Here is a 21,311-nt window from a genome sequence, read left to right on the forward strand (position 1 = left end):
CCACTGACCGTTGATCAAACAACCGGATGAGCGGCGTGCCACAACCAGACGTTGTGTCAGTAGGGTTCGTCGAGTGAACCTCGACGCCGTCCGCACCTTCGTCGCAGCCGTGGACGCCGGCCAGTTCCAGGACGCCGCCGCCACGCTGTCGATCACCCAGCAGGCCGTCTCCAAGCGCATCGGCGCACTGGAGAAGGACCTCGGCGTGCGGCTGTTCACCCGCACTGCTCGCGGCGCGCACCTCACCGTCGACGGCCAGAGCTTCCTGCCCCACGCCCGGGAACTGCTGCGGGCCGAGGCGCGCGCCGACGCCTCCGTACGCCCCGGCCGGCGTGCCCTGCGCGTGGACGTCCACAGCCGCCGCATCGCACCGGCAGTGCTGCTGCAGGACTTCCACCGCGCGCATCCCCGCATCGAGCTGGACGTGGTCACCCTCGACGCCGACGTCCACGCCGCGATGGCCGCCGTCGAGGCGGGGACGGTCGACGCCACCTTCCACGCCGTCACCGTCGCCGCGCGCCACCTGCCCGCCGCGATCAGGGCCACACGGGTGATCGACGAGCACCACGAGCTGCTGGTCGGCCCACGCCATCCACTCGCCAACGCCCGTACCGTCACACCCGCGCAACTCGCCGAGCACCGCATCTGGATGCCCGGCATGGCCCCCGGCACCGAATGGGCCGACTACTACGACGAACTCGCCGCCGCGTTCGGTCTCACCATCGACCTGGTCGGGCCGGTCTTCGGCAACGAGGCCCTGCTGGCCGAGATCGCCGACTCCGCCGAGTTGGCGACCCTCGCCGGCGAACGCACCCGGTACCTGTGGCCGGACAGCTACGACCTGCGGCGCATACCGGTACGCGGCCCGGCGCCGATCTACCCCATGTCACTCATCTGGCGCGACGACAACCCGCACCCCGCGCTGCGCGCACTGCGCCAGCACCTCGACGCCCGGCGTGGGCAGGCAGCCGACGCCGAGGAGGTCTGGCTACCTCCCTGGGGTTGAGACGACGCCGCAACACGTGGGTACGGTGACACCGTGCTCTCGGCCGTGAAGGGACTGTCCCGCTACCACACCGAGGAGTCGCTGCGCGCGCACCTGCTGCAGCGCTCGCATCGCACCGAGAATGGCTGCCTCGTCGTCCACGGCTACGGGCCGCGACGCGGGATCCACCAGAAGGTCGCCGGCCGCGCGTGGGCGCACATCGCCGCGTACGTGGTGCTCGTCGGTGACTACGACCCTGCCCTCGACGTCGACCAGACCTGCGGGGCCGCCGACTGCATCGAACCAACCCACCTACGTCAGGTCAGCCGCTCGGAAACCTGCCGAACCCGGTCACAGCCAGCACAGTGCCGCAACGGCCACGACCGTGAGCTCGATGACGCGACGGGTCGCTACCGGCGGGTCTGTCGGGCCTGCAACCGGGAGGCGCAGCGTCGGTGGCGTGAACGCGAGGCCGCCGAGGTGGCGCAGGCGCGCGCCTCGTACGGCCGCACGTAGCGCGCGCGCCCGACGCGCAGCGCTGAACGGAGCCGGCCGTGCGGCGGATGCGGCCCGGCCACAAACCCATCCTTAGGCAGATGTCCCCGGCGGCTCGGTGTGACAGTTTTGCCCCGTGACGACAGTTGATCGTGAAGTACAGCGCCGCCATCGGGTCCTCACCGTGGTGGGCGGTGGGGTTCTTCTCGGCGTGATGGACCTGTTGCTACAGCTCGGTCTGCCGTACCCCTGGGCGAACCTGGCCAATTCCAGCGCCGTCTGGGCGGTCGGCGCGTTCGCCATCGGATGGTGGCTCCGCGCCGACTGGCGGCGGTCCGCGTTCGCCGGGATCGTGCTGCTGGTCGTCGCCGTGGAGGTGTACTACGTCGCGGCTGTCGTCCTGTTGGACGACAGCGCGCAGAACCTGTGGTCCCCGACGACGTTGGTGTGGCTGTTGTTCGGGGTCCTCGCCGGCGCACTCTTCGGGGTGGCGGGTGGGCTGAGCCGCTACGGGCAACCGTGGGTTCGAGCGATCGCCGTGGCCATGCCCGGCGCGGTCCTGCTCGCCGAGGCGGCCATGCTGGTCAACCGCAGCGCGCAACCCGGCCATGACTCGCACTACCGCACCGACAGCCTGCAGACCGCGGTGATCGAAGCGGCGCTCGGCGTCGCACTGATCCTGGTGGTCGCTCGGACCAACCGGGTACGTCTGCGCGCGCTCGCCGCGGCAACGGCACTCGCGGTGCTCGGCTTCGCCGCGTACACCGTTGCCGGCTTCGGCAGCTGATCAGTGCCGCATCAGCCCCGTCCTGCGAATGGGCTCCCCGTGCCCCGTTGGCGGTGTGTTGCGATGCAGGTCAAGCCCGATGTCGACGACCACGGAACGCTCCAGGGTGGCGACCTGTGCCAGCGGCACCCATTGCGCCAGGTCGGTCGTGCCGTCCGTCTCGGATCGCAGCTCACCGCCCGCGATCCGAGCCCGGTAGAAGACAGCCAACGTGTGCAGGTCGACAACCCCGCCGTCGTAACTCTCGACGGTCCGGGTCCGCGAGTTCACACCGAGCAGCAGCTCGACCTGCGCCTCGTACCCCGTCTCCTCGGCCACCTCCCGCACGACGGCGTCGAACGGATCCTCGGCGTGCTCGACCCCTCCGCCGGGTAGCGTCCAGTGCCGCCGCGTCCGGTCTGGTGAGACCCAGCGGGCGAGCAGCAGACGATCGTCTCGCAAACACACCGCGTACGCGGCGACCCTGAGCCGTTGTGCGATCACACTGACAGGATCCCGCGATCCACGCCTCGGTAGCTGCCCGCCGCGCGTACTGCACTGCGTCGACATGCACACCCAGAAACAAGCAAGCAGGGCTCCGGGCGCGCAAGTTCCGGGAGGACGCTTCTCCCAGCGTTTGTCAGTTGACGGGCAAGGCGATGGTCTCCAGCCAGGCGCTCAGGCCGGGCACGACGGCGTGGAGGTCAGGGCCGTTGACCGTTGCGCTGGCGGCGGCACGAGCTTCGGGGGTTGCGTTGAACGCGATGGCACAGCCGACCACGCCGAACAGCGGCACATCCGATCGCCCGTCGCCGATGGCCGCGCAATGCCGGAGGTCGACGCCCAACTCGGCGGCCACCCTGACGGCGAAATCGCGCTTGGCGTGCTCGTCGAACTGCTCGGCGACCTCGCCGCTGTAGCGGCCGTCGACTATCTGCAACCGTGGCCCGCACGCTCGGTCGAAGCCGAAGCAGCTGCACAGGTAGGTGCCGACGAAGTCCCACGCCAGCGTGGCCAGCACAGGCACGAGCGAGTGTGCCCGGCACCACGAAACCGTCTCCGCTATGCCGTCCACCAGCGGCATCGACTCCAGAAACGCCTGAGCTTCAGCGGGTGTCCTGCTTGCCCACCCACGAGCCTCGAGCACGCAAGACTCGTCACTGCTTAAGGTGCCGGCTGCGTAGCCGGCTTGTATTTGTGCGATCTCCTTGGCATTGCCGACGAGCTCGGCGAGGTGCTGGCCGCTGCTGGTCGGCGTGAGCGTTCCATCGACATCAAAGAACACCGCTCCACGGATCATGCATCGAGACATTACCCGTCAGGCGTTGGGCACTCGGGCAATCAGGACACGGGCTAAGCGCCACCCCGAGGGCACCAACCTGATGCATTACGCACAAGAACTGTCATTATGATGCACGCACGGTATGCCCGTTTTGTGGCAGTGATTTATCGAATTACTGTTACCGGCAATCCAATAAATCACTGCCACGTCCGAGCACCACTGGCACCAGGTTTTGGACTGCCGGCCTGCGGGTGCCGGCCCCTGGGGACCAACGGCAGTGGATCCGGCACTAAGCCGCTGCTCTGTTGATGTTCATGGATGTGCCGTTGGTGGTGCTGGATTACGTCGCGGCGCAGGTCGAGGTGGCTGATCCGTCGTGTGTGAAGCGGTACACCGAGCGGGAGAAGACCCGGCTGGATCATCAGTGGGAGATCGCGCAGGTTGGCGGCTTCGTGTCGTTCACGTCGGCGCAGGAGCAGCTGGTCGAGTGGTTGGATCGGCGGGCGTGGACGACCGGTGACGGGCCGAAGGCGTTGTTCGTCGCCGCGGACGCATCTTCAAGACCCTGCACGTACTGACCTTCGCCGCCGACCCCGGCTACCGTCGGCACCTCAAGGGCATGCGCAACCTGCAAGAGCAGCGCCACGGCCTGGGCCGGCACGTCTTCCACGGCCGCAAGGGCGAGCTGCACCAGGAAGGGCTATGCCCGATCGTCGGCGATGCGGAGCACGATCTTTCCGCGGGTGTGGCCCTGCTCGCCTTCGCGGTGGGCGGTGGCGACCTCGGCCAGCGGCAGGACCTTGGCGACCTCGACGGTGACGGCGCCCTCCCCGATCAGCGCGGCGATCCGCGCCAACGCCGGACCATCCGGCTCGACCAGGAAGCCGGTGACACCCACTCCGGCGGCGATGGCGGCCACGGCCAGCTCCGGCGAGACCCCGGCCGGCACGGCCACTAGCAGCCCGCCCGGGCGCAGCGTCTTGATGGAGCGGGTGCTGGTGGCGTCGTACGCGTCGCCGACTAGGTCGAGCACCACGTCGATGTCGCTGACCTCTTTCTCGAAGCGGCCGGTGGTGTAGTCGACGACCTCGTCGGCGCCCAGTTCGGTGAGCCACTGCTGGTTGCGCGAGCCTGCCACCGCAATCACGTACGCGCCCAGATGCTTGGCGAACTGCACCGCCAAATGCCCCACCCCACCGGCTGCGGCGGTGATCAACACCCGCTGCCCCGGCCGCACGTCGGCGGTGTCCACCAGCGCCTGCCACGCGGTCAGCCCGGCCAAAGGCACCGCGGCCGCCTGCTCGAACGTACTGCCGGCGGGCATCTTGGCGAACTGGCGCGACGGCGCGGTGACGTACTCGGCGTAACCGCCGCCGGCCCGCGGGAACCAGGGCATCCCGTAGACCCGGTCGCCCGGGACCAGGGTGGTAACGCCGAACCCGACCTCCTCGACCACACCGGCGACATCCCAGCCCAGGACGAACGGCGGCGCGCCGAGCACCCCAGCCATGCCGGTGCCACCGCGGGTCTTCCAGTCGACCGGGTTGATGCCAGCGGCGTGCACCCGGACCAGCACCTCGGTGGGCAGGGGTGCGGGACGCTCGACGCGTTCGACGGACAGGACCTCGGGGCCACCGAATGTGTGCTGACGGATTGCGTTCATGGTGCTGTTCTCGCTCATGATCCCAGTCTCAATACCGCAGCCGCCCTTCAACAGCGTCTTGAATGACATTGTGCGTAAGATTCGTGCCATGGCCCATCGCGTTGCCGTGCTCGCCCTCGACGGCGTCATCCCGTTCGACCTTGGCATCCCGGCCCGGGTGCTCAGCGAGGCGTACGACGCGGCCGGCCGGCCGCTGTACGAAATCGTCACCTGCTCTCTCGACGACCAGCAGGTCCGCACCAACGCCGGATTCACGATCCAGGCGCACCACGGCCGCCGCGCGCTCGCCGAGGCCGACACGGTCGTGGTCGCCACCCAGGAGCCATCCACCGCCATGCTCGCCACCGGCGAGTCCGACCCCCGGGTCGTGGAGGCGCTGCAGACCCTGGACCCGGCCACCCGCGTGGTGAGCACCTGTACGTCAGCGTTCGCCCTTGCCGCCGCCGGCCTCCTCGACGGGCTCGCGGCGACCACCCACTGGGCGCTGAGCGACCGGCTCGCCGCACTGTTCCCCGCCGTCGAGGTGCGCCCGGACGTGCTGTTCGTGGATGCCGGTCGTGTCCTGACCTCGGCGGGAGCGGCGGCCGGTATCGACCTGTTCCTGCACATCGTGCGCACCGACCACGGAGCGACGATCGCCAACGAAGCCGCCCGCCGCTGCGTAGTGGCCCCCTGGCGAGACGGCGGCCAGGCCCAGTTCATCGCCCATCCGACCCCGCCTGCGTCGCAGGAGGGAACCGGCCCGACCCGGACGTGGGCGCTGGGCCGGCTGGACCAGCCACTCTCCCTGGCCGACCTCGCCGAGCACGCCACCATGACCAAGCGGACCTTCAGCCGACGCTTCGTCGCCGAGATGGGCGTGACACCGTTGCAGTGGCTGATCGCCCGGCGCATCGACCGCGCCCGGACCCTGCTGGAGAGCACCGACCTGCCCGTGGAACGGATCGCCACCGAGGCAGGCTTCGGCAGCGCCACCCTGCTACGACAACACATGCACGCGGTGCTGAGAGTCACGCCGCAGCACTACCGGCGCACGTTTCGGGCCCCGGTCCCGATGACCTCGGGGTTGAGTCGTGACAGCCGATAGCGCGGACAATGATCGTGCTGCTGCGTCTCACGTAAACGACCGTTTCCGATAGGCCCGGCCTGGATCTACGCCGTGGAGCATCGGCCCAGCATCGCGCTCCACCAAAACCGAGACACAAGATCGGGTACGCCCGAGTCGGTACCGCCTACCAGGATCCGCAGCTTCAGCTCGACGCACTCGCCGCTGAAGGTTGCCTCAAGATCTACAAGGATGTCGCAACCGGCACCAAGGCCGGCCGCCTCCAATGGCAGGCATGCCTGGCCGACCTGCGCCCCGGCGACACCCTGATCAACAAGGCGCAGCGGATGTACGACGGCCGCCAGTTCACCATGTCCGAAATCGCCGCCTCCTGCGGCGTCACCCCCATGACGATCTACCGCAACATCCGCACCGACAGCGCTCGAACCCCCACACCCGAGCCGTCGTCACGCAGCTGACCAGGCTTTCAACGCTTAGCGCCGGATCCACTGCCGTTGGTCCTCAAGGGCCGTGCCACAACCCTGACGAGCCGAGAGGGTCGAGCTGCGTCGAGTCGCGTTGGCGGTGGCGATGGGTGCATCTTCAGACACAAGTTGACGGTATATACCGGCAAACGTAATCTACCTGTATGACATCGATGCAGGAACCGACGTTCTTGATCCTCACCGCGTTGGCGACCGGGCCCAAGCACGGCTACGGGGTGACTCAGGAGGTCGCCGAACTCTCCGAGGGAACGGTGAAGCTACGGGCCGGCACCCTCTACGGAGCCCTCGACCGCCTGGTGGAGCAGGAACTCGTCATGGTCGACCGGCAGGAGATCGTCGACGGGCGGCTTCGTCGCTACTACCGGCTCACCGACGCGGGCGCCGGCAAGCTTGCCGAGCAAGCCCGCCGCCTGCGCAAGCATGCGGAGGCGGCGGAAAGCCGACTGCAGGCGCGACCGAACGTGGCGTTCGGATTCACGGCCACCCCGTTCGGGGCTCGCCCATGACCGCCTCGGGGGAGGTCATGCGGGAGCTGCCGGCGCACGTTCGGCTGGAACGCTGGTACCGGCGGCTGCTGTGGGCATATCCGATCGGGTACCGCCGCGCCCACGGCGAGGAGATCCTCGCCGTGCTGATGGACTCCGCCGAGCCGGACCGTCGGATTCCCGCCCGCGCCGACGTGGTGGATTTGGTTCGCGGGGCGGTGCGGCAGTGGTTCCGGCTGCCGATCGGCCGTATGGCGGTGGTGGCGGCCGTGCTATCGGCCGTGATCCTCGGAGCCGTAGGAGCAGGCGTGGGCTCGTGGCTGGCCTGGCAGGCGGCCGTGCTGCCGTCCGACGCATCGGCCATCCACACTGCCGAAACGGTTCGGGGTGTCCCATTGCGGGCACCTGAACTCAGTCGTCAGGACTGGCTGGGAAATCCCCAACGCAATGGTGTCAACGTCGCCGACGAGCAGTCATCAGATTGGACGCTCGAAGCAGCGAAGGCCCGCCTGCGGGCCGAGGGCTGGACCCCTGGCGGCAGCGAGATGTACTCCGGCGCCCCGGTCATCCGAGGTGGCAGGCAGCTGGAGGCGGCCTCTGAAGAGTTCCACGCGATCAAGGATGGCGCCGTCGTCACCGTATCCGCCGTCACTATTCTGACGCCCGGTGAGGTGGGTACCAGTCTGGCGACTCACCTTGGGGTCACCGGGCCGCGCTGGGAACCGGTGGCGATCATGCTGGGCGGACTCGTCGGCGCCGTCATCGGCTGGCTCCTCACCGGTTGGGCCGGGTATCGCTTGCGACGCCGAACATTGTCTCGCCGGCTGACCGTCGTCGCTCTCGGCCTCACCGCGCTGTGGCTCGCCGCCGGACCCACCATCGGCCTGTATGAAACGCTGGCCGACCTGGCCTTCCCCGGATCTGAAGCCCAACCGGCTGACCCGGCCTACTTCTGGCTCTTTCTCAATCACCGCGCCCAACAATTGCACGGAGCGCTGGCCATGGGACTTGCGATCCTGGTCGTAGCCGCCATGAGCCGCCGCCAGCGCGAAGCGCGGCCCACCGCAACGGTGACCTGATCGGCATCTACATCCCGGGCGGCAAACGGGAAGAAGGCGAGAGCGACCCGAGTACCGAGGCGAACTCCAGCCGGACAGCGAGATCGAAGAAGCGGACCGTGCACCGATTAGGTTTCCGCGCCGCGCCCGTCTGTACGTACGAGATCGACTAACGAGAGGCGGGCATGATGGGGAAACTGACCTTTGGCATGAATGTGAGCCTGGACGGCTACATCGCCGCACCCGGCGACGACCTCGGCTGGAGTGGTGGTGACGGCTCGAACTCGTCGGCGAGCGGCGAACTGTTCCAGTGGTGGTCCGACCGGGTGGGGGCGACGGGCCTGTCGCTGTATGGGCGCAAGCTGTGGGAGAACATGAGTTCCCACTGGCCGACCGCCGACCAGCAGCCCGGCGCCACACCGGCGGAGATCGAGTTCGCCCGCCGTTGGCGGGACATGCCGAAGGTGGTGTTCTCCTCGACGATCAACACTGTCGACTGGAACACCCGCCTGGTCACCGGCGACGCAGTTACCGAGATCACCCGGCTCAAGACAGCGGACACCGGCCCGATCGACATCGCCGGCGCGACGCTCGCCGGGGCGGCCATGCGGGCCGGGCTGATCGACGAGTACATGCTGGTCACTCATCCGGTCCTGGTGGGCGGCGGCACGCCGTTCTTCACCGCCCTGGACACCTGGGTGCACCTCAACCTCGTGGAAACGCGGACATTTCCCGGCGGCGTCGTGCTGACCCGGTACGAGACGAGGCGATGACCACGGGGACAGGTGTGATCACAGTGTCGGGGGCAGGTCCAGCCATGGTTTGTCGGCGGCGTCGAATCCGGTGAGTTCGGCGATCTTCCCGTCGACGATGCGCAGGACGGCGATGGTGAACAAGCGGTAAGCCGGGTCGTCGGGGGTGCGGCGGTACAGCGCGGCGGCGGGCATGCGGTTGACCGTCGTGGTGATACCGCGCCAGTCGTCGTAGCCGCGTTGGAAGAGGCCAGCGGAGACCCAGCCGTCCACCGCGTCCTTGGCCGTGATGACCGAGGTGCCCGCCTCGGGCAGCATCACGAAGCGCAGGTCGTCGCGCAGCAGGGACGTCAGCCCGTCGAGGTCGTTGCGCTCGTGGGCGTCGATGTACGACTTCACCACGCCGCGCTCGTCACTCGACAGCTCGTCGGTGGCGGGTCTCCGCCAGTCGAGGCGGCGGTCGGGCAGCTGCTCGCGCACCGTCACGCGGGCCCGCTGTAGTGCGCTGGTCACCGACGCGACGGTCAGTTCGAGGGCGTCGGCGGCCTGCGCCGCCGGCCAGCCGAGGACGTCACGCAGGATGAACACCGCCCGTTGCCGCGGCGGTAGGTGCTGGACGGCGACGATGAACGCCAGCTCGATCGTTTCCCGCGCCACGACCGATTCCTGCGGGTCCTCGGGGAGCATCCGGTCGGGGTACGGCTGCAGGTACAGCACCTCGGAGCCGACGTCCGCCAGCTCGGTCGGTATGGGTGTGCGGTCGTTGCGCCTCTTCAGGAAGTCGAGGCAGGCGTTCGTCGCGATCCGGTACAGCCAGGTCCGCAATGCCGCGTGGCCCCTGAACGACGCTCGTTTGTGCCACGCTCGCAGGAACGTCTCCTGCGTCATGTCCTGGGCGTCCTCGTAGTTCGCGAGCATCCGGTAGCAGTGCACCTGCAGCTCACGCCGGTGGCGCTCCGTCATGAGCGCGAACCGTGCCGTGTCGTCTGAGCGGGCCGCCGCGATGAACGCGGCCTCGTTGGCGCCCGGCAGGCTGGCGTCGGTCATGGTCAGCAATCCTTCCACCGGTGGGAGCTCACAGAACTGACGACGTGGCGGAGGATTTCTGATCGGTGCGGCCGCCGACACCGGCCTCAATCTGCCCAGCTGCTTCCTATCGCGGCGGTGGGGAAAGGCTCACTCGCCTTCAGCGCGGAAGCCGATTTCGGGCCGCAAGGCCCGAGTTGGCGACTCGTGTTCGGGCGATCCACACCGTCGCGGCCGGTCCAGCCGAGCGGTCACGACGGAATCGTTGGCCTGGCGTGGCACCATGCACTGCACGCGCGGATCAGCATCGAGCGAGGTAGGTACTGGCAAGCGGAGCACTGGATAAGCGCCATGCGCACCCAGACGATTTCACTCGCCTGCCAGCGCCTTGGCCATGCCACCAGCTACGCCAAAGGCGCCCACCTTCTACCCACCACCATCGCCGGGCCGCTCGAAACGACCCTGTTCCGCTCCCTGGATGAGCCCGAGTTGCGTCGCGCACTGTCGGCCGCCGTAGCGGCCCTGACCGCAGAACTCACTCGCACGGACGCGGCCCTGGCCGATCGGCTGCGCCCGGTGCTTCGCGAACTAGCCGCCAGCGAATGACGATCGACGCGGTTGCGGTAGGCGAGGTGTAACGGGAGCATCCTCCGGTGGAGGAGATATTGCCCGGAGGCAACATGGGCGGCGCGATACGCGTGGGTGACACCGTTCGGCGAGCTGCCGCCGGTTGGAACCCGACCGTGCAGCGCCTGCTGGGGCACCTTCACGACCGTGGCCTCACCGGGGTGCCGCGGCCGCTGGGCACCGATGAGTATGGGCGTGACCGCGTCTCGTACCTACCGGGCGTCGTGCCTCGGTACCCGTTGCCGGCCTGGGTCTGGAGCCGGGAGGTCCTCACCGACGCCGGTGCCTACCTCTCGCATCTTCACCAGGCCAGTCTGGGTTTCGATGTCTCCGATGCCGTCTGGCAGTCCGCGGTGCGGCAGCCGGTCGAGGTCATCTGCCACAACGACTTCGCGCCGTACAACATGGTCTTCACCGATCGGCGGCTGAGCGGCGTCATCGACTGGGACACGGCCTCGCCAGGCCCCCGGTCGTGGGATCTGGCGTACCTTGCCTACCGGCTGGTGCCGTTGGCCGACCCGAGCACCCGCGACGCGATTGACAGCGACCTGGGCGAGCGCGCGCGACGCCTGCGTCTGCTCTGCGCTGCCTACGGCTCGCACCTGGCACCGGCGGACATCCTGCCCGTCGCCGTTGCGCGGCTGCACGATCTCGCCACCTTCACCGAGGCCCGCGCTGACCGGGGTCAGGAAACGGTTCGCAGTCACGTCGGGCTCTATCGACGCGACGCGGCGTGGATCATCAGGTACGCCGATGGGCTGTGCCAAAAATCCTTCTGAACCACCGGCCAGCGTGACGCCGATTCCGGTGGGGTGTCGTGGCGACGTCCCGACCCACCGGGACGTCGCCACGGCTCGGCACCTGTTGGTTCGGTGGGATCAGTGGACGGGCCGGCCGAACCAGCGGGCGAGGTGGTGGTCCAGATCCTGCTGGTCGTCGCCGATCCAGGCGACGTGGCCGTCGGGGCGGAGCAGGAGGCCGGGTACGTCCAGTGCCGCGGTGGAATCCGCGAGGTGATCGACCCGGTCGGACCAGCCGCCGACGGTCAGGCGTTCGGTGCGGTCCAGCAGCAGGCCACGCCCGCGGTGCAGCAGACCGTAGAGGTGTCCGTGCTTCACGTCGATGTCGGGCAGCCGGCGGCCGAGCAGGTCGGGGCCGTCGCCGAAGTCGTAGCGGATGCCGATAGCGGTGATCTTCTTGAGTAGATGGAGGTTCACGTCGTCGAGGTCCATCAGCTCGGTGAGCAGCCGGCGCACGGCCTGTGCGCCCGGTTCGGTGGACAGCAACTCCGTCTGGGCTCTGGTGTTGTCCAGCACCTCGGCGGCGACCGGATGGCGTTCGGCCTGGTAGGTGTCGAGCAGTGTCTCCGGCGCCCAGCCGCGGACCTGTGCGGCCAGTTTCCAACCGAGGTTGACGGCGTCCTGGACTCCCAGGTTGAGGCCCTGTCCGCCGATGGGGGGATGGATGTGGGCCGCGTCGCCGGCCAGGAGCACCCGGCCGACCCGATACTGTTCGGCCAGCCGGGTGGCGTCCCCGAAGCGGGACAGCCAGCGCGGGGAGTGCACGCCGAAGTCGGTGCCGGCGATGGCCCGCAACTGCTGTCGGAAATCCTCGATGGTGGGTGGTGCCGACCGGTCGCTGACCCCTGCGGCGGGGACCAGGACGCTGTAGACCCCCGCGCCTGCGGGACGGAGCCAGAATCGCCGGTGGGTCTCGGGAATGGTGGCGAGCATGGCGGTGACCTCCTCCGGTGACACGCCCACTCCCATCGCGCCCATCAGCGTTTCGGTCCGTGCGGGCTCGCCGGGAAAGCCGACGCCGAGCAGTTTGCGTACGGTGCTGCGCGCGCCGTCACAGCCGACGAGGTAGCGCGTACGCAGTTGTTCTCCGTCGGACAGTTGGACGGTCACACCCTCGTGGTCCTGCGCGAACCCGCTGACCGCGCGACCGCGCCGGACCTGCGCGCCCAACTCGATGACGTGTTCTTCGAGGAGACGTTCGATGACCGGTTGCGGGATGCCCAGCAGGTAGGCGTACCGGGAATCCAGGCCCGTGGGCGCGGGCTTGGCGATGGCGGCGAAGTAGGCGCCGGCCGGACGCTGTCTTCCGTGCGGGAGGATGCGATCCAGCAGTCCGCGCATCGCCATCAGTTCGAGGCTGCGGATGTGCAGGCCGACGATGCGGATGAACGACGTCGGCTCGGTCTCCTTCTCGAGAACGAGTACCCGGACGTCGTGCAGTCGTAGTTCGGCGGCGAGCATCGCGCCGGTCGGCCCGCAGCCGGCGATGACCACGTCGAAGGAAGTCGACGATGGGAGCGCGGGACCGTCGCCCGCAGTGAGGTCGTGCCGGACCGGATCGGTCGACGGCGGCTCGGCGGTGACGTGTGAAGAGGGCACAGGTGTTGCCTTTCGGGAGTGCCGTGTGGGCAGGGCGCTCCCGGCGACACCTACGTCAGTCGCTCGACCGTGACGGCAGGGGGAAGCACCCACATCGCTACAACGTTCATGGGTCTCACCTCCTCGGGCGGTGTCGCGGTCGACTGCAAGCTATCTCCCTCGGCGCGGTCGCGTCGAGGTCTTTTCTCGCCGCATGATCATGGCGTCGGGTGGGTCAGTGATCGGTGGAGCCACTCGGCCATCAGCGCGCGTTCGGCGTCGGTGAGCCCGGGGAGGTCGGGCAGCACCGTCGCGAAGGTCACCGCGACCGCGTTGGTCCTTGTGTCGGGTGTCGCCGGAGTTGTCGCCAGGATGCTGGTGAGCACGGCGTCGAGCATGGCCTCGCCCAGAGCGAGGTCGCGCTGGTCGGTGGGCATTCCCAGCAGGGTGAGGATGGTGCCGTTGCCCGCCGAGTGGACCATCAGGAGTGCGCGCTGCTCGTCGACCCGCAGGAGGCCGGCCGTGGCGAGTCGCCGGACGCGGCGCCGGAGCACGTCCAGGCCCGCGACCGTCGCCGGTGAGGGCGCACGGCTCCCCCGTGCGGCGATCAGCGCGTACAGCTCGGGGTTTGTCAGGCCGAACTCGACGTGCGCGCGCCATCCGGAGCGCAGGTCCGCGACCGGGTCGCCCGCCGTGACGTCGGCTGCGGCCGATTTGCCGCTGACGTAGCTCGCCATGACGTGCTCGGCGACGGCGTCGATCAGGCCGTCCTTGTCACCGAACAAGCGATAGATGGTCGGCGCCTGCACCCCTGCGGCCTGGGCGACGGCGCGCGTCGTCACCGCGTTCGCGCCGTTCTCGCGCAGCAGTTGGGTCGCTGCCGCGACGATGCCCGCACGGATGTCGTCGCGCGATGCCGTGTCCTGCGTCGTCGCCATGAATCGATGCTAACAGCGATTTGTTAACCTCGCCGTATCGCTGCTAACGTCGCTGACGTAACGCTGTTAACGAGGGAGTGTTCATCATGTTCGTCGTCACCGGTGCCACCGGGCACCTCGGCTCGCAGATCGTCGACCGGCTGCTCGACCGGCTACCACCCGACGCTGTGGGCGTGAGCGTGCGCGACACCGCCAAGGCCGCGGCCCTCGCCGAGCGTGGCGTGCGGGTGCGCGCCGCGGACTTCACCGACCCGGCCACGCTGGAGCACGCCTTCGAGGGAGCCGACACGGTCCTCGTCGTGTCCGCCGCCATCCGCGGCAACGCCGCGATCGCGGCGAACTGCGCCGCCATCGACGCCGCCCACGCCGCGGGAGCCAAACGAATCCTCTACACCAGCCACCAGGCCGCCTCCCGGGACTCGCTCTTCGCCGCCCAGCCCACGCACGCCGCGACCGAGGAGCACCTGGCCGGCCTGGGTGTCCCCTTCACCGCCCTGCGCAACGGGTTCTACGCGAGCACGCTCAGCCTCTCCATCGGTACGGCGCTGCACACCGGTCAACTCGTGGCGCCGGCCGACGGCCCGGTGTCCTGGACCGCACACGCCGACCTGGCCGAAGCCGCAGCCGTCGCCCTCACCGAGGAGGGCGTGCTCGATGGGGTCACGGCACCGCTGACCGCGTCGGAGATGCTCGACCTCACGGCGGTGGCCGCCATCCTCAGCGACATCACGGGCCGCACCGTCGAGCGTGTCGCCGTGGATGACGAGCAGTGGCTGGCGTCCGCCATCGAGCGGGGCATGCCCTCGGCGGCAGCCGAGTTCACCCTCGGCATCTACCGCGCGGCACGGGAAGGAGAGTTCGCGGTGACCGACCCGACGCTGGAGACAGTCATCGGCCACCGCCCGACGCCCGTCCGCTCGGTGCTCGAGGCGATCGTCGCCCAGCGGTGAGGGGTCGGTCGGCGGAGCTTGACCCTCGACCGGGTTGAGGCCCGAGCATCGGCGGCATGACCGACCAATCGATCGCCGACCCCACCATGACCCGCATCGGCGAGGCCGTGCAGCTCGGCCGGAGCGGCGCACCGGCCCAGGCCCGTGCGCTGCTCGCCGCGCTGTGGGACGAGCTCGGCCCCACCGGCGACGCCCTGCACCGATGCACGCTGGCGCACTACCTCGCCGACCTGCAGGACAGCACCGAGGCGGAGCTGAGCTGGGACGAACGCGCCCTGGCCGCGGTGGCCGAGCTGACCGACGAACGCGCCCAGCGACACCTGCCCGCGCTCCAGGTCCAGGCGTTCCTGCCGTCGCTGTACCTCAATCTGGCCGACTGCCACCGGCGGCTGGGCAACGTCGCCGCGGCCCGGGAGCACCTCGCCCTTGCCCGCGAACACCTGGTGCGGCTACCCGACGACCCGTACGGCGACAGCATCCGCGCCGCCGTCGGTGACTTCGTCGCTGACGATCCGACCGACCGCCGGTAGTGGCCGGTCACCGATCCCGGCGCGTGACGGTCGCCCGGTAGGCCTGCGGTGAACGTCCGTAGCGAGCCCGGAAGAGGCGGCTGAAGTGGGCCTTCTCCCGAAATCCCCAACGCGCCGCTACGGCATGGATCGGCTGCCGCAGCAACGGGTTGGCGAGATCACGACGGCACTGCTCCAGGCGCTTGGAGCGGATGAGTTCGGCAACCGTCGTCGCCTCACCTTCGAACAGGCGGTGCAGCGACCGCAACGACATGTGGTGGGCGGCGGCGACGCTGCGTGGGCTGAGCTCGTCACTGCCAAGATGGCGGTCGATGAAGTCGACGACGCGGGCCCGCAGCGCGGTCTGCCGGGCCTCCGGCGACAGGGTGTCCTCGACGTCGAGATACTGCGCGAGCGCGGCGGCGAGCAGGTCCAGGGCCACACCACCCAGGACCTCGGCCTGGGCGGGCTGATACTGCTCCGGGTGCGCCGCGATGCTGCGCAGGTGGTGGGCCAACAACCCGCCGACGCCGAGGTGTGACGGCAGCGGCGTGGCGAGCAGGCGGCGGACCCGGTCCGGCGCCAGGGGCAGCGACGCGTGCGGTATCTGCACGGTGATCGTGTGGGCGAGACCGGGGCCGTCAGCGCTGTGCCGGGCGACGTGCGGCCGCGCGGTGTCCAGGAGTGTGAAGTGGTTTCCGGCTTCCAACATGGACTCGGTGCGGTCCTGGATCAGCGTGCTGCGGCCGGTGAGTGGGAGCGCGAGCTGGTACACGTCGCCCTCGGTTCTGCGGACCAGTTTCGCGGGCCGGACCGAGTCCAGCGACGGGTACCGCAGCGAGGTCATCCGAACGCGGCCGAGATCGATGGCCTGGGCGTAGGCCACGAAGTTGTCCAGGTGACCGCTGCTGATGTGCGCAGGCGCCGTCTCCTGAGCGATCAGTGCGTACCAGAACTCGAACCGGTCCGCCGGCGGTAACACCGTCGTGTCCACCACCAGGTTGGGCAACACTCTTCTCGCCTCCCCGCATGCGAGGATGGATTCTCGCATGCGTCGATCGCTTGCACCCATGACGGAATTCCCAGGCGCAGTGGTTTCCGGGGAGGTTGGCGAGTGTCAGCGGTGAGCGGCGCCGACCTGCTGGAGGCGGCCGACGAGACGACCCGGGTGTTGATGCCACACCGGAAACGCGACTGGTCGGTGCCGGCCGGCTCGCTGAGTTGGAGCTGCTGGACCACCGCGGCGCACATCGCGCACGACCTTCTCGCGTACGCGGGCCAGGTCACCGGCCGCCCGGATGACGGCTACCTGCCGTACGACCTGCGGGTCTCCCCCGACGCGAGCCCCGCGCAGGTGCTCACCGTCGCGCGGGCCTGCGCGGGTCTGCTCGCCGCCGCCGTCGACGCCGCCCCGCCGGACATGCGGGCCTGGCACTTCGGGCCGTGCGACCCGGCCGGTTTCGCCGCCATGGGCGTGGCCGAGACCCTGCTGCACACCCACGACATCACCCTCGGCCTCGGTGTGCCCTGGCAGCCGCCGCAGCGGCTGTGCGCGCTGGTGCTGCGCCGACTCTTCCCGGATGCCCCGACCGGGCCGGCGCCCGAGGTGCTGCTCTGGACGACCGGCCGCGGTGAGTTGCCCGGTCGGGCCCGGCTCACCTCCTGGGTCTGGCGGGCCAGAGTGGACTGACGACTAGGCGTGCAGGGCGTGCCGGTGCCCGTCGAGTGGGAAGGGCGGCCGGGCCGGCAACACCTCCTGGAACACGAACCCGCACTTCTGCGCCACCCGGCAGGACGCCACATTGTCCACCTGATGCAGCAGGTCAAGACGGGCCACCTCGGGAAACCGGTCGAACGCCCAGCGGCTCAGCGCGGTGACGGCGCGCGGGGCGACGCCGCGACCGCGTGCCCACGACGCCGTCCAGTAGCCCACCTCCGGGGCCGGTCGCTCCGACGTGACCCCCTTGAGCACCACGTTGCCCACCAGCCGGGCGCCGTCGGCCTGCTCTTCGAGGACGGCGAAGGTGTAGCGGCGGCCGTCGGCCCAGTCGCGCAGTGTGCCTTTCAGCCACCGTCGGGCCTCGGCGGCGGTGGTCACCGGAGCTCTGGTCCAGCGACGCAGGACCGGATCCCGGTACGCCCGCACGAGCTCGTCCAGGTCGTCGGCGCACCACTGACGCAGGGCGACACCCGGCGTCGAGGGCGTGCCGGGTGTCCGCGATTCGATCAGCATCGGCACAGTCTGCCGTGGCTGTGGCCCGGGGTCAGCCCCGTCGACGGCGCCACCGCCGCCACCAGCCGCGGCCGTGCCGGCGCGGCGGCAGCAGGACGGCCGCCGCTTCGGTGACGGTCGTCCTGACCTCGGGCCGGGCCCGTTCCGCGCGCCAGCGGCGGAGCACGTCATCGGTGTTCACCGGGCGCACCGCGACCCGGGGCCCGTCGTCGGGGAAGCGCAGCCACGCCACGATCTGCGCGTTCAGCTGCGCCACGAAGTCGCGGACGGACTGCTCGGTGGGCAGGTCACGGACCTCGTCGGGGACCTGCTCGATGCGTCGGCGCAGTTGCAGTGACGTGGGTAGCAGCAGGTCACTGGGGAGTGCCTCGCGCTCCAGGAAACTCTTGATCCACCACGACTCGTCGTAGGGCGCCCCACGGCCGGGGATCGGCTTGCCCATGCCGGGCAGGTCGTCGAACTCGCCGCGCTGCACGGCACCCTGGATCTTCGCCTCCACGGACGCTTCCCACGCATCAGTCACCCTGCGGCACCTCCCCTGGCCACCGTAACGCGCCGCCTCTGCCCGGCGACGCGCGCTCGCCAGTGATCAGCGCGCCGGCGCCGGCGAGCATTCCCGCGCAGCGTGCCGCCGGGAAGCACCGAACGCGAGTGGATCACCCCGGATCGCAGGCCACCTCCTGCCAGGTGGCCCTGGGTGGGGATGTTCATCCCGATTACGGTCGGTGTGGGGTCCATTGAACGGGGGAATCGTCGTGGTGGGTACGGGTGCAGTGCTGGGCATCGCGTTGGTGGCGTTGGGGCTGGTGCTCACGCCCGGCCCGAACATGGTCTACCTGGTGTCACGCTCGGTGGCGCAGGGCCGCCGGGCCGGGCTGGTCTCGCTGCTCGGGGTGGCCGCCGGCTTCGGCGTCTACCTGGCGGCGGCGGTCGCCGGCCTGGCCACCGTCTTCGTCCTGGTGCCGACGCTGTACGCGGTGGTGAAGCTCGCCGGTGCCGGCTACCTGCTCTGGTTGGCCTGGCGGACGCTGCGTCCGGGCGGGGGCTCACCGTTCACGCCCGCGCCGCTGCCGCCGGACCCACCCCGGCGACTGTTCACCATGGGCCTGGTCACCAACCTGCTCAACCCGAAGATCGCCATCCTGTACGTGTCGCTGCTCCCGCAGTTCGTCGACCCGACCCGGGGGCACCTCGCCACGCAGAGCCTGCTGCTCGGTCTGACCCAGATCGCCGTCGCGCTGAGCGTGAACGCGCTGATCGTGCTCAGCGCCGGCGCCCTCGCGGGGTTCTTCGCCCGCCGGCCGGTGTGGCTGCGGGTGCAGCGGTGGGTGACCGGCACCGCGCTCGCGGCGCTGGCCGTGCGCATCGCCGCCGACCGCTCGCGCGCCGCGGTCGCCACGCCCTGACCCGGGCGGTCACCGCTCCCGGTGGCGGCCGATCATTCCGGCGGCCAGCGGCGCGGCGTCCAGGTCACCGGCAGCGAGCCGGGCTGCGAGGGTACGGCGTACCAGCCGGTCGGCCAGCGCGGGCGCGTGTCGGCCGACGGCCATCTCCAGTCGGCCGCGTGCGGTGGTCGCCACATCGCGGGGGGCCCGCCGGGCGGTGGCGGTGCGCAGGATCGCCGCGACCACCCCTTCGACGGGCTCGGGGCGCGACACCCCCCGCAGGGACAGCCCGGCCTCGGCGGTGCTGTCGTGAATCGGTGAGGCGACCATGCTCGGGTAGACCACGCTCACCCCGACGTGGGTGCCCACTTCGTGGCGCAGCGCGTCGGCGTAGGCGACCAGGGCCCGTTTGCTCACCCCGTACGCGGCGGCGAGCGGCAGCGGCAGCACCGCCATCCGGCTGGCCACGAAGATCACCCGTCCGCGCGCGGTGAGCAGTGCGGGCAGCGCGGCGGCGGTGGTGCGCCAGGCGGCCAGCAGGTTGACCTCCAGTTGCCGGCGGACCACCTCGTCGGGTGGCAACTCGGCCGGCGCGGGACCGCCGACCCCGGCGTTGTTGATCAGCAGGTCGAGCCCGCCGAGCCGGTCGACGGCGGCCCGCACCGCCGCCGGTACGGCGTCCGGGTCGGTCAGGTCGCAGCCGAGCACCGGCACGTCGTCGTCGGGACGGGCGTGCAGGTCGAGCCCCACCACCCGGGCACCGGCCGCGCTCAGCGCCGCGCCGAGGTGGCGGCCGAACGTTCCGCTCGCCCCGGTGACCAGCACCCGCCGACCGGCCAGCGATCGACCGCTCACCGGGGTGCCCCCACCGGGGACGTCGCGCCGGAGCGGGCGCGGCGGGTCCCGGCGGTCAACTCCCGGGCCAACTCGGCCAGGTAGACGTCGAAGTCCACCCGCATCGCCGGGCGGCGCTGACCCCAGCGGGCGGTTGCGGCCCGCAGCTCGGCCCGGCAGGCGGCACGCTGCCGCTCCGGGTCCGGCAGCGCGTACCGACCGGCCAGCTGCGCCGCGATCAGCTTGGCCTGCGCCTCGACCAGGGGGAACGCGGAACCGGTGGACTGCATCAACCCGACGAAGCTCAGCCCGGGGGCGTCGGGGTGGAACACGTGCCGGTACAACGGCAGGGTGTCGGCGCCCCCGGCGAGCAGCGCCGGGTCGAGGAACGGGACGTCCACCCGGTAGCCGGTGCACCAGATGATCAGATCGACGTTGTCGCTGCGGCCGTCGGTGAACTCCACCCGGTCGCCGTCGAGGGCGGCGACGCCGGGTCGGGCCTCGACGTCACCGTGGGTCAGCCGCGACAGCAGCCCGTCGGAGAGCGTCGGATGGTCCTGCAGGAAGCCGTGCGTCGGCGCGGGCAGCCCGTAGCGGGCGGGGTTGCCGACGGTGGCGCTCAGCATCGTCTGGCTGATGCGTTGACGCAGCCGCCACGGCAGTCGGCGGGCCAGCGCCCCGTTGAGGGTGTCCGAGGGACGGCCCAGCAGGTATTTCGGCACCACCCAGACGCCCCGGCGCAGCGACAGCAGGGTGCGGGTGGCGGCGTACGACGCGTCGACGGCGATGTCCATCGCGGAGTTGCCGCCGCCGACGACCAGGACCCGCCTGCCGGCCAACTGCTCCGGGCCCCGGTAGTCGTGGCTGTGGATCTGCTCGGCGGTGCAGACGCCGGGGTACCCGGGATCGGGCAGCCGGGGCACCCGGTTGTGTCCGTTGGCGACGACCACGGCGTCGACGGTGACCTCGGTCGGGCCGGTCGGGCCGCTGGCGGTCACCGTCCAGGTGCCGGTGGGATTCTGGGTGACCCGCTCGACGGTGTGGCGCAGTCGGATGGTGTCGGCGAGGCCGAAACGCGTGGCGTAGTCGGCGAGGTAGCCGGCGACGCGACGGTGGTCGGGGTAGTCCGGCCAGTCGGTGGGCATCGGGTGGTCGGCGAACTGGGTGCGGCCACGGCTGGTGTTGAGGTGCAGCGTGCGGTACGCGGGCGAGTCGGGTGCCCCGTACACCCAGAGGCCGCCGACCTGCTCGGCGGCCTCGAAGCCCACCGTCGGCACGTCGGCGTCGCGTAGTGCCTTGACCGCGGCGAGCCCGGCGGCGCCGGCCCCGATCACCGCCACCCGTGGTGGTCCGCCCATTGCCGCCCCCATTAATCCAACGTCCGATGGATAATC

General features: G+C 70.2%; 26 protein-coding genes and 2 pseudogenes. 17 read left to right on the top strand and 11 right to left on the bottom strand.

Annotated elements, in window-relative coordinates; translation table 11 throughout:
- The first annotated feature begins 73 nt into the window (after nucleotides 1-73).
- From V6U86_RS09885 to V6U86_RS09895, 3 genes are all read left to right on the top strand, one after another.
- Nucleotides 74-1,006, top strand: coding sequence for a LysR family transcriptional regulator (locus tag V6U86_RS09885; protein ID WP_334501082.1), 933 nt, complete (start codon nucleotides 74-76; stop codon nucleotides 1,004-1,006).
- 33 nt (nucleotides 1,007-1,039) lie between these two features.
- On the top strand, nucleotides 1,040-1,501 hold the full coding sequence (locus tag V6U86_RS09890; protein WP_334501084.1) for an HNH endonuclease: 462 nt from the start codon (nucleotides 1,040-1,042) through the stop codon (nucleotides 1,499-1,501).
- Between the two features lie 115 nt (nucleotides 1,502-1,616).
- A complete protein-coding gene (locus tag V6U86_RS09895; RefSeq protein WP_334501086.1) occupies nucleotides 1,617-2,267 on the top strand; it encodes a DUF6518 family protein in 651 nt (216 codons plus the stop codon).
- On the opposite strand, the gene V6U86_RS09900 is transcribed toward V6U86_RS09895, so the two are convergent.
- Entirely contained in the window at nucleotides 2,268-2,816 is a 549-nt protein-coding gene (locus V6U86_RS09900) for an NUDIX hydrolase (protein WP_334501088.1), read from the bottom strand.
- 70 nt (nucleotides 2,817-2,886) lie between these two features.
- On the bottom strand, nucleotides 2,887-3,546 hold the full coding sequence (locus V6U86_RS09905) for an HAD family hydrolase (RefSeq protein WP_334501090.1): 660 nt from the start codon (nucleotides 3,544-3,546) through the stop codon (nucleotides 2,887-2,889).
- Nucleotides 3,547-3,842: 296 nt separating this feature from the next.
- Between V6U86_RS09905 and V6U86_RS09910 the strand changes: the two genes are divergently transcribed.
- On the top strand, nucleotides 3,843-4,106 hold the full coding sequence (locus V6U86_RS09910; protein WP_334501092.1) for a DUF4158 domain-containing protein: 264 nt from the start codon (nucleotides 3,843-3,845) through the stop codon (nucleotides 4,104-4,106).
- Nucleotides 4,103-4,165, top strand: a pseudogene (locus V6U86_RS33360) (hypothetical protein); the annotation flags it as partial. The gene V6U86_RS09910 and the pseudogene V6U86_RS33360, both read left to right, overlap by 4 nt.
- Before the next feature lie 63 nt (nucleotides 4,166-4,228).
- Here V6U86_RS33360 and V6U86_RS09915 read toward each other — a convergent pair.
- Entirely contained in the window at nucleotides 4,229-5,209 is a 981-nt protein-coding gene (locus V6U86_RS09915; RefSeq protein WP_334501094.1) for an NADP-dependent oxidoreductase, read from the bottom strand.
- A gap of 70 nt (nucleotides 5,210-5,279) precedes the next feature.
- Here V6U86_RS09915 and V6U86_RS09920 point away from each other — a divergent pair, with 70 nt between their 5' ends.
- From V6U86_RS09920 to V6U86_RS09945, 6 genes and pseudogenes are all read left to right on the top strand, one after another.
- On the top strand, nucleotides 5,280-6,278 hold the full coding sequence (locus tag V6U86_RS09920) for a GlxA family transcriptional regulator (RefSeq protein ID WP_334501096.1): 999 nt from the start codon (nucleotides 5,280-5,282) through the stop codon (nucleotides 6,276-6,278).
- A 119-nt stretch (nucleotides 6,279-6,397) separates the two neighbouring features.
- Nucleotides 6,398-6,556 (top strand): annotated as a pseudogene (locus V6U86_RS09925) (recombinase family protein); the annotation flags it as partial.
- 27 nt (nucleotides 6,557-6,583) lie between these two features.
- Complete coding sequence (locus V6U86_RS09930) at nucleotides 6,584-6,715, top strand: hypothetical protein (protein ID WP_334501098.1); 132 nt, start codon at nucleotides 6,584-6,586, stop codon at nucleotides 6,713-6,715.
- A 179-nt stretch (nucleotides 6,716-6,894) separates the two neighbouring features.
- On the top strand, nucleotides 6,895-7,248 hold the full coding sequence (locus V6U86_RS09935; protein WP_334501616.1) for a PadR family transcriptional regulator: 354 nt from the start codon (nucleotides 6,895-6,897) through the stop codon (nucleotides 7,246-7,248).
- Nucleotides 7,245-8,306 carry a hypothetical protein gene (locus V6U86_RS09940; RefSeq protein ID WP_334501100.1) on the top strand — a complete coding sequence of 354 codons (1,062 nt, stop codon included), beginning with the start codon at nucleotides 7,245-7,247 and terminating at the stop codon, nucleotides 8,304-8,306. The genes V6U86_RS09935 and V6U86_RS09940 overlap by 4 nt, the downstream gene beginning before the upstream one ends.
- Before the next feature lie 164 nt (nucleotides 8,307-8,470).
- Nucleotides 8,471-9,058 carry a dihydrofolate reductase family protein gene (locus V6U86_RS09945; protein WP_334501102.1) on the top strand — a complete coding sequence of 196 codons (588 nt, stop codon included), beginning with the start codon at nucleotides 8,471-8,473 and terminating at the stop codon, nucleotides 9,056-9,058.
- Nucleotides 9,059-9,076: 18 nt separating this feature from the next.
- On the opposite strand, the gene V6U86_RS09950 is transcribed toward V6U86_RS09945, so the two are convergent.
- Nucleotides 9,077-10,084, bottom strand: coding sequence for an RNA polymerase subunit sigma-70 (locus V6U86_RS09950; protein ID WP_334501104.1), 1,008 nt, complete (start codon nucleotides 10,082-10,084; stop codon nucleotides 9,077-9,079).
- 330 nt (nucleotides 10,085-10,414) lie between these two features.
- On the opposite strand from V6U86_RS09950, the gene V6U86_RS09955 reads away from it, so the two are divergent.
- Nucleotides 10,415-10,669 (top strand): hypothetical protein, encoded by a 255-nt coding sequence (locus tag V6U86_RS09955; protein WP_334501106.1) that lies wholly within the window; start codon nucleotides 10,415-10,417, stop codon nucleotides 10,667-10,669.
- Nucleotides 10,670-10,716: 47 nt separating this feature from the next.
- A complete protein-coding gene (locus V6U86_RS09960; protein ID WP_334501108.1) occupies nucleotides 10,717-11,469 on the top strand; it encodes an aminoglycoside phosphotransferase family protein in 753 nt (250 codons plus the stop codon).
- Nucleotides 11,470-11,568: 99 nt separating this feature from the next.
- Here V6U86_RS09960 and V6U86_RS09965 read toward each other — a convergent pair whose 3' ends face one another.
- Nucleotides 11,569-12,951: an FAD-dependent monooxygenase gene (locus V6U86_RS09965; RefSeq protein WP_442934918.1), complete on the bottom strand. Its 1,383-nt coding sequence runs from the start codon at nucleotides 12,949-12,951 to the stop codon at nucleotides 11,569-11,571.
- A gap of 335 nt (nucleotides 12,952-13,286) precedes the next feature.
- Complete coding sequence (locus V6U86_RS09970; protein ID WP_334501110.1) at nucleotides 13,287-14,006, bottom strand: TetR/AcrR family transcriptional regulator; 720 nt, start codon at nucleotides 14,004-14,006, stop codon at nucleotides 13,287-13,289.
- Between the two features lie 86 nt (nucleotides 14,007-14,092).
- Here V6U86_RS09970 and V6U86_RS09975 point away from each other — a divergent pair, with 86 nt between their 5' ends.
- Together V6U86_RS09975 and V6U86_RS09980 are read left to right on the top strand one after the other, a co-directional pair.
- Nucleotides 14,093-14,956, top strand: a complete 864-nt coding sequence (locus tag V6U86_RS09975) for an NmrA family NAD(P)-binding protein (protein ID WP_334501112.1) — start codon at nucleotides 14,093-14,095, stop codon at nucleotides 14,954-14,956.
- Nucleotides 14,957-15,012: 56 nt separating this feature from the next.
- Nucleotides 15,013-15,486, top strand: coding sequence for a hypothetical protein (locus V6U86_RS09980; protein ID WP_334501114.1), 474 nt, complete (start codon nucleotides 15,013-15,015; stop codon nucleotides 15,484-15,486).
- Between the two features lie 7 nt (nucleotides 15,487-15,493).
- Here the strand turns inward: V6U86_RS09980 and V6U86_RS09985 are convergent, their stop codons facing one another.
- The gene (locus tag V6U86_RS09985) at nucleotides 15,494-16,516 is read right to left on the bottom strand and encodes a helix-turn-helix domain-containing protein (protein WP_334501116.1); all 1,023 of its coding nucleotides are present in this window, start codon (nucleotides 16,514-16,516) and stop codon (nucleotides 15,494-15,496) included.
- 72 nt (nucleotides 16,517-16,588) lie between these two features.
- On the opposite strand from V6U86_RS09985, the gene V6U86_RS09990 reads away from it, so the two are divergent.
- The gene (locus tag V6U86_RS09990) at nucleotides 16,589-17,155 is read left to right on the top strand and encodes a maleylpyruvate isomerase N-terminal domain-containing protein (RefSeq protein WP_334501621.1); all 567 of its coding nucleotides are present in this window, start codon (nucleotides 16,589-16,591) and stop codon (nucleotides 17,153-17,155) included.
- A 3-nt stretch (nucleotides 17,156-17,158) separates the two neighbouring features.
- Here V6U86_RS09990 and V6U86_RS09995 read toward each other — a convergent pair whose 3' ends face one another.
- Nucleotides 17,159-17,698 carry a GNAT family N-acetyltransferase gene (locus tag V6U86_RS09995; protein WP_334501117.1) on the bottom strand — a complete coding sequence of 180 codons (540 nt, stop codon included), beginning with the start codon at nucleotides 17,696-17,698 and terminating at the stop codon, nucleotides 17,159-17,161.
- Nucleotides 17,699-17,729: 31 nt separating this feature from the next.
- Nucleotides 17,730-18,221 (bottom strand): J-domain-containing protein, encoded by a 492-nt coding sequence (locus V6U86_RS10000; RefSeq protein ID WP_334501119.1) that lies wholly within the window; start codon nucleotides 18,219-18,221, stop codon nucleotides 17,730-17,732.
- A gap of 232 nt (nucleotides 18,222-18,453) precedes the next feature.
- On the opposite strand from V6U86_RS10000, the gene V6U86_RS10005 reads away from it, so the two are divergent.
- On the top strand, nucleotides 18,454-19,104 hold the full coding sequence (locus V6U86_RS10005; protein ID WP_334501121.1) for a LysE family translocator: 651 nt from the start codon (nucleotides 18,454-18,456) through the stop codon (nucleotides 19,102-19,104).
- 9 nt (nucleotides 19,105-19,113) lie between these two features.
- Here the strand turns inward: V6U86_RS10005 and V6U86_RS10010 are convergent, their stop codons facing one another.
- Together V6U86_RS10010 and V6U86_RS10015 are read right to left on the bottom strand one after the other, a co-directional pair.
- Nucleotides 19,114-19,938 (bottom strand): SDR family NAD(P)-dependent oxidoreductase, encoded by an 825-nt coding sequence (locus tag V6U86_RS10010; RefSeq protein ID WP_334501123.1) that lies wholly within the window; start codon nucleotides 19,936-19,938, stop codon nucleotides 19,114-19,116.
- Nucleotides 19,935-21,275 carry a flavin-containing monooxygenase gene (locus V6U86_RS10015; RefSeq protein ID WP_334501125.1) on the bottom strand — a complete coding sequence of 447 codons (1,341 nt, stop codon included), beginning with the start codon at nucleotides 21,273-21,275 and terminating at the stop codon, nucleotides 19,935-19,937. The genes V6U86_RS10010 and V6U86_RS10015 overlap by 4 nt, the downstream gene beginning before the upstream one ends.
- Between the last annotated feature and the right edge of the window lie 36 nt (nucleotides 21,276-21,311).

Origin of the sequence: Micromonospora sp. CPCC 205558 (assembly GCF_036902955.1) — a bacterium.
GTDB lineage: Bacteria > Actinomycetota > Actinomycetes > Mycobacteriales > Micromonosporaceae > Micromonospora.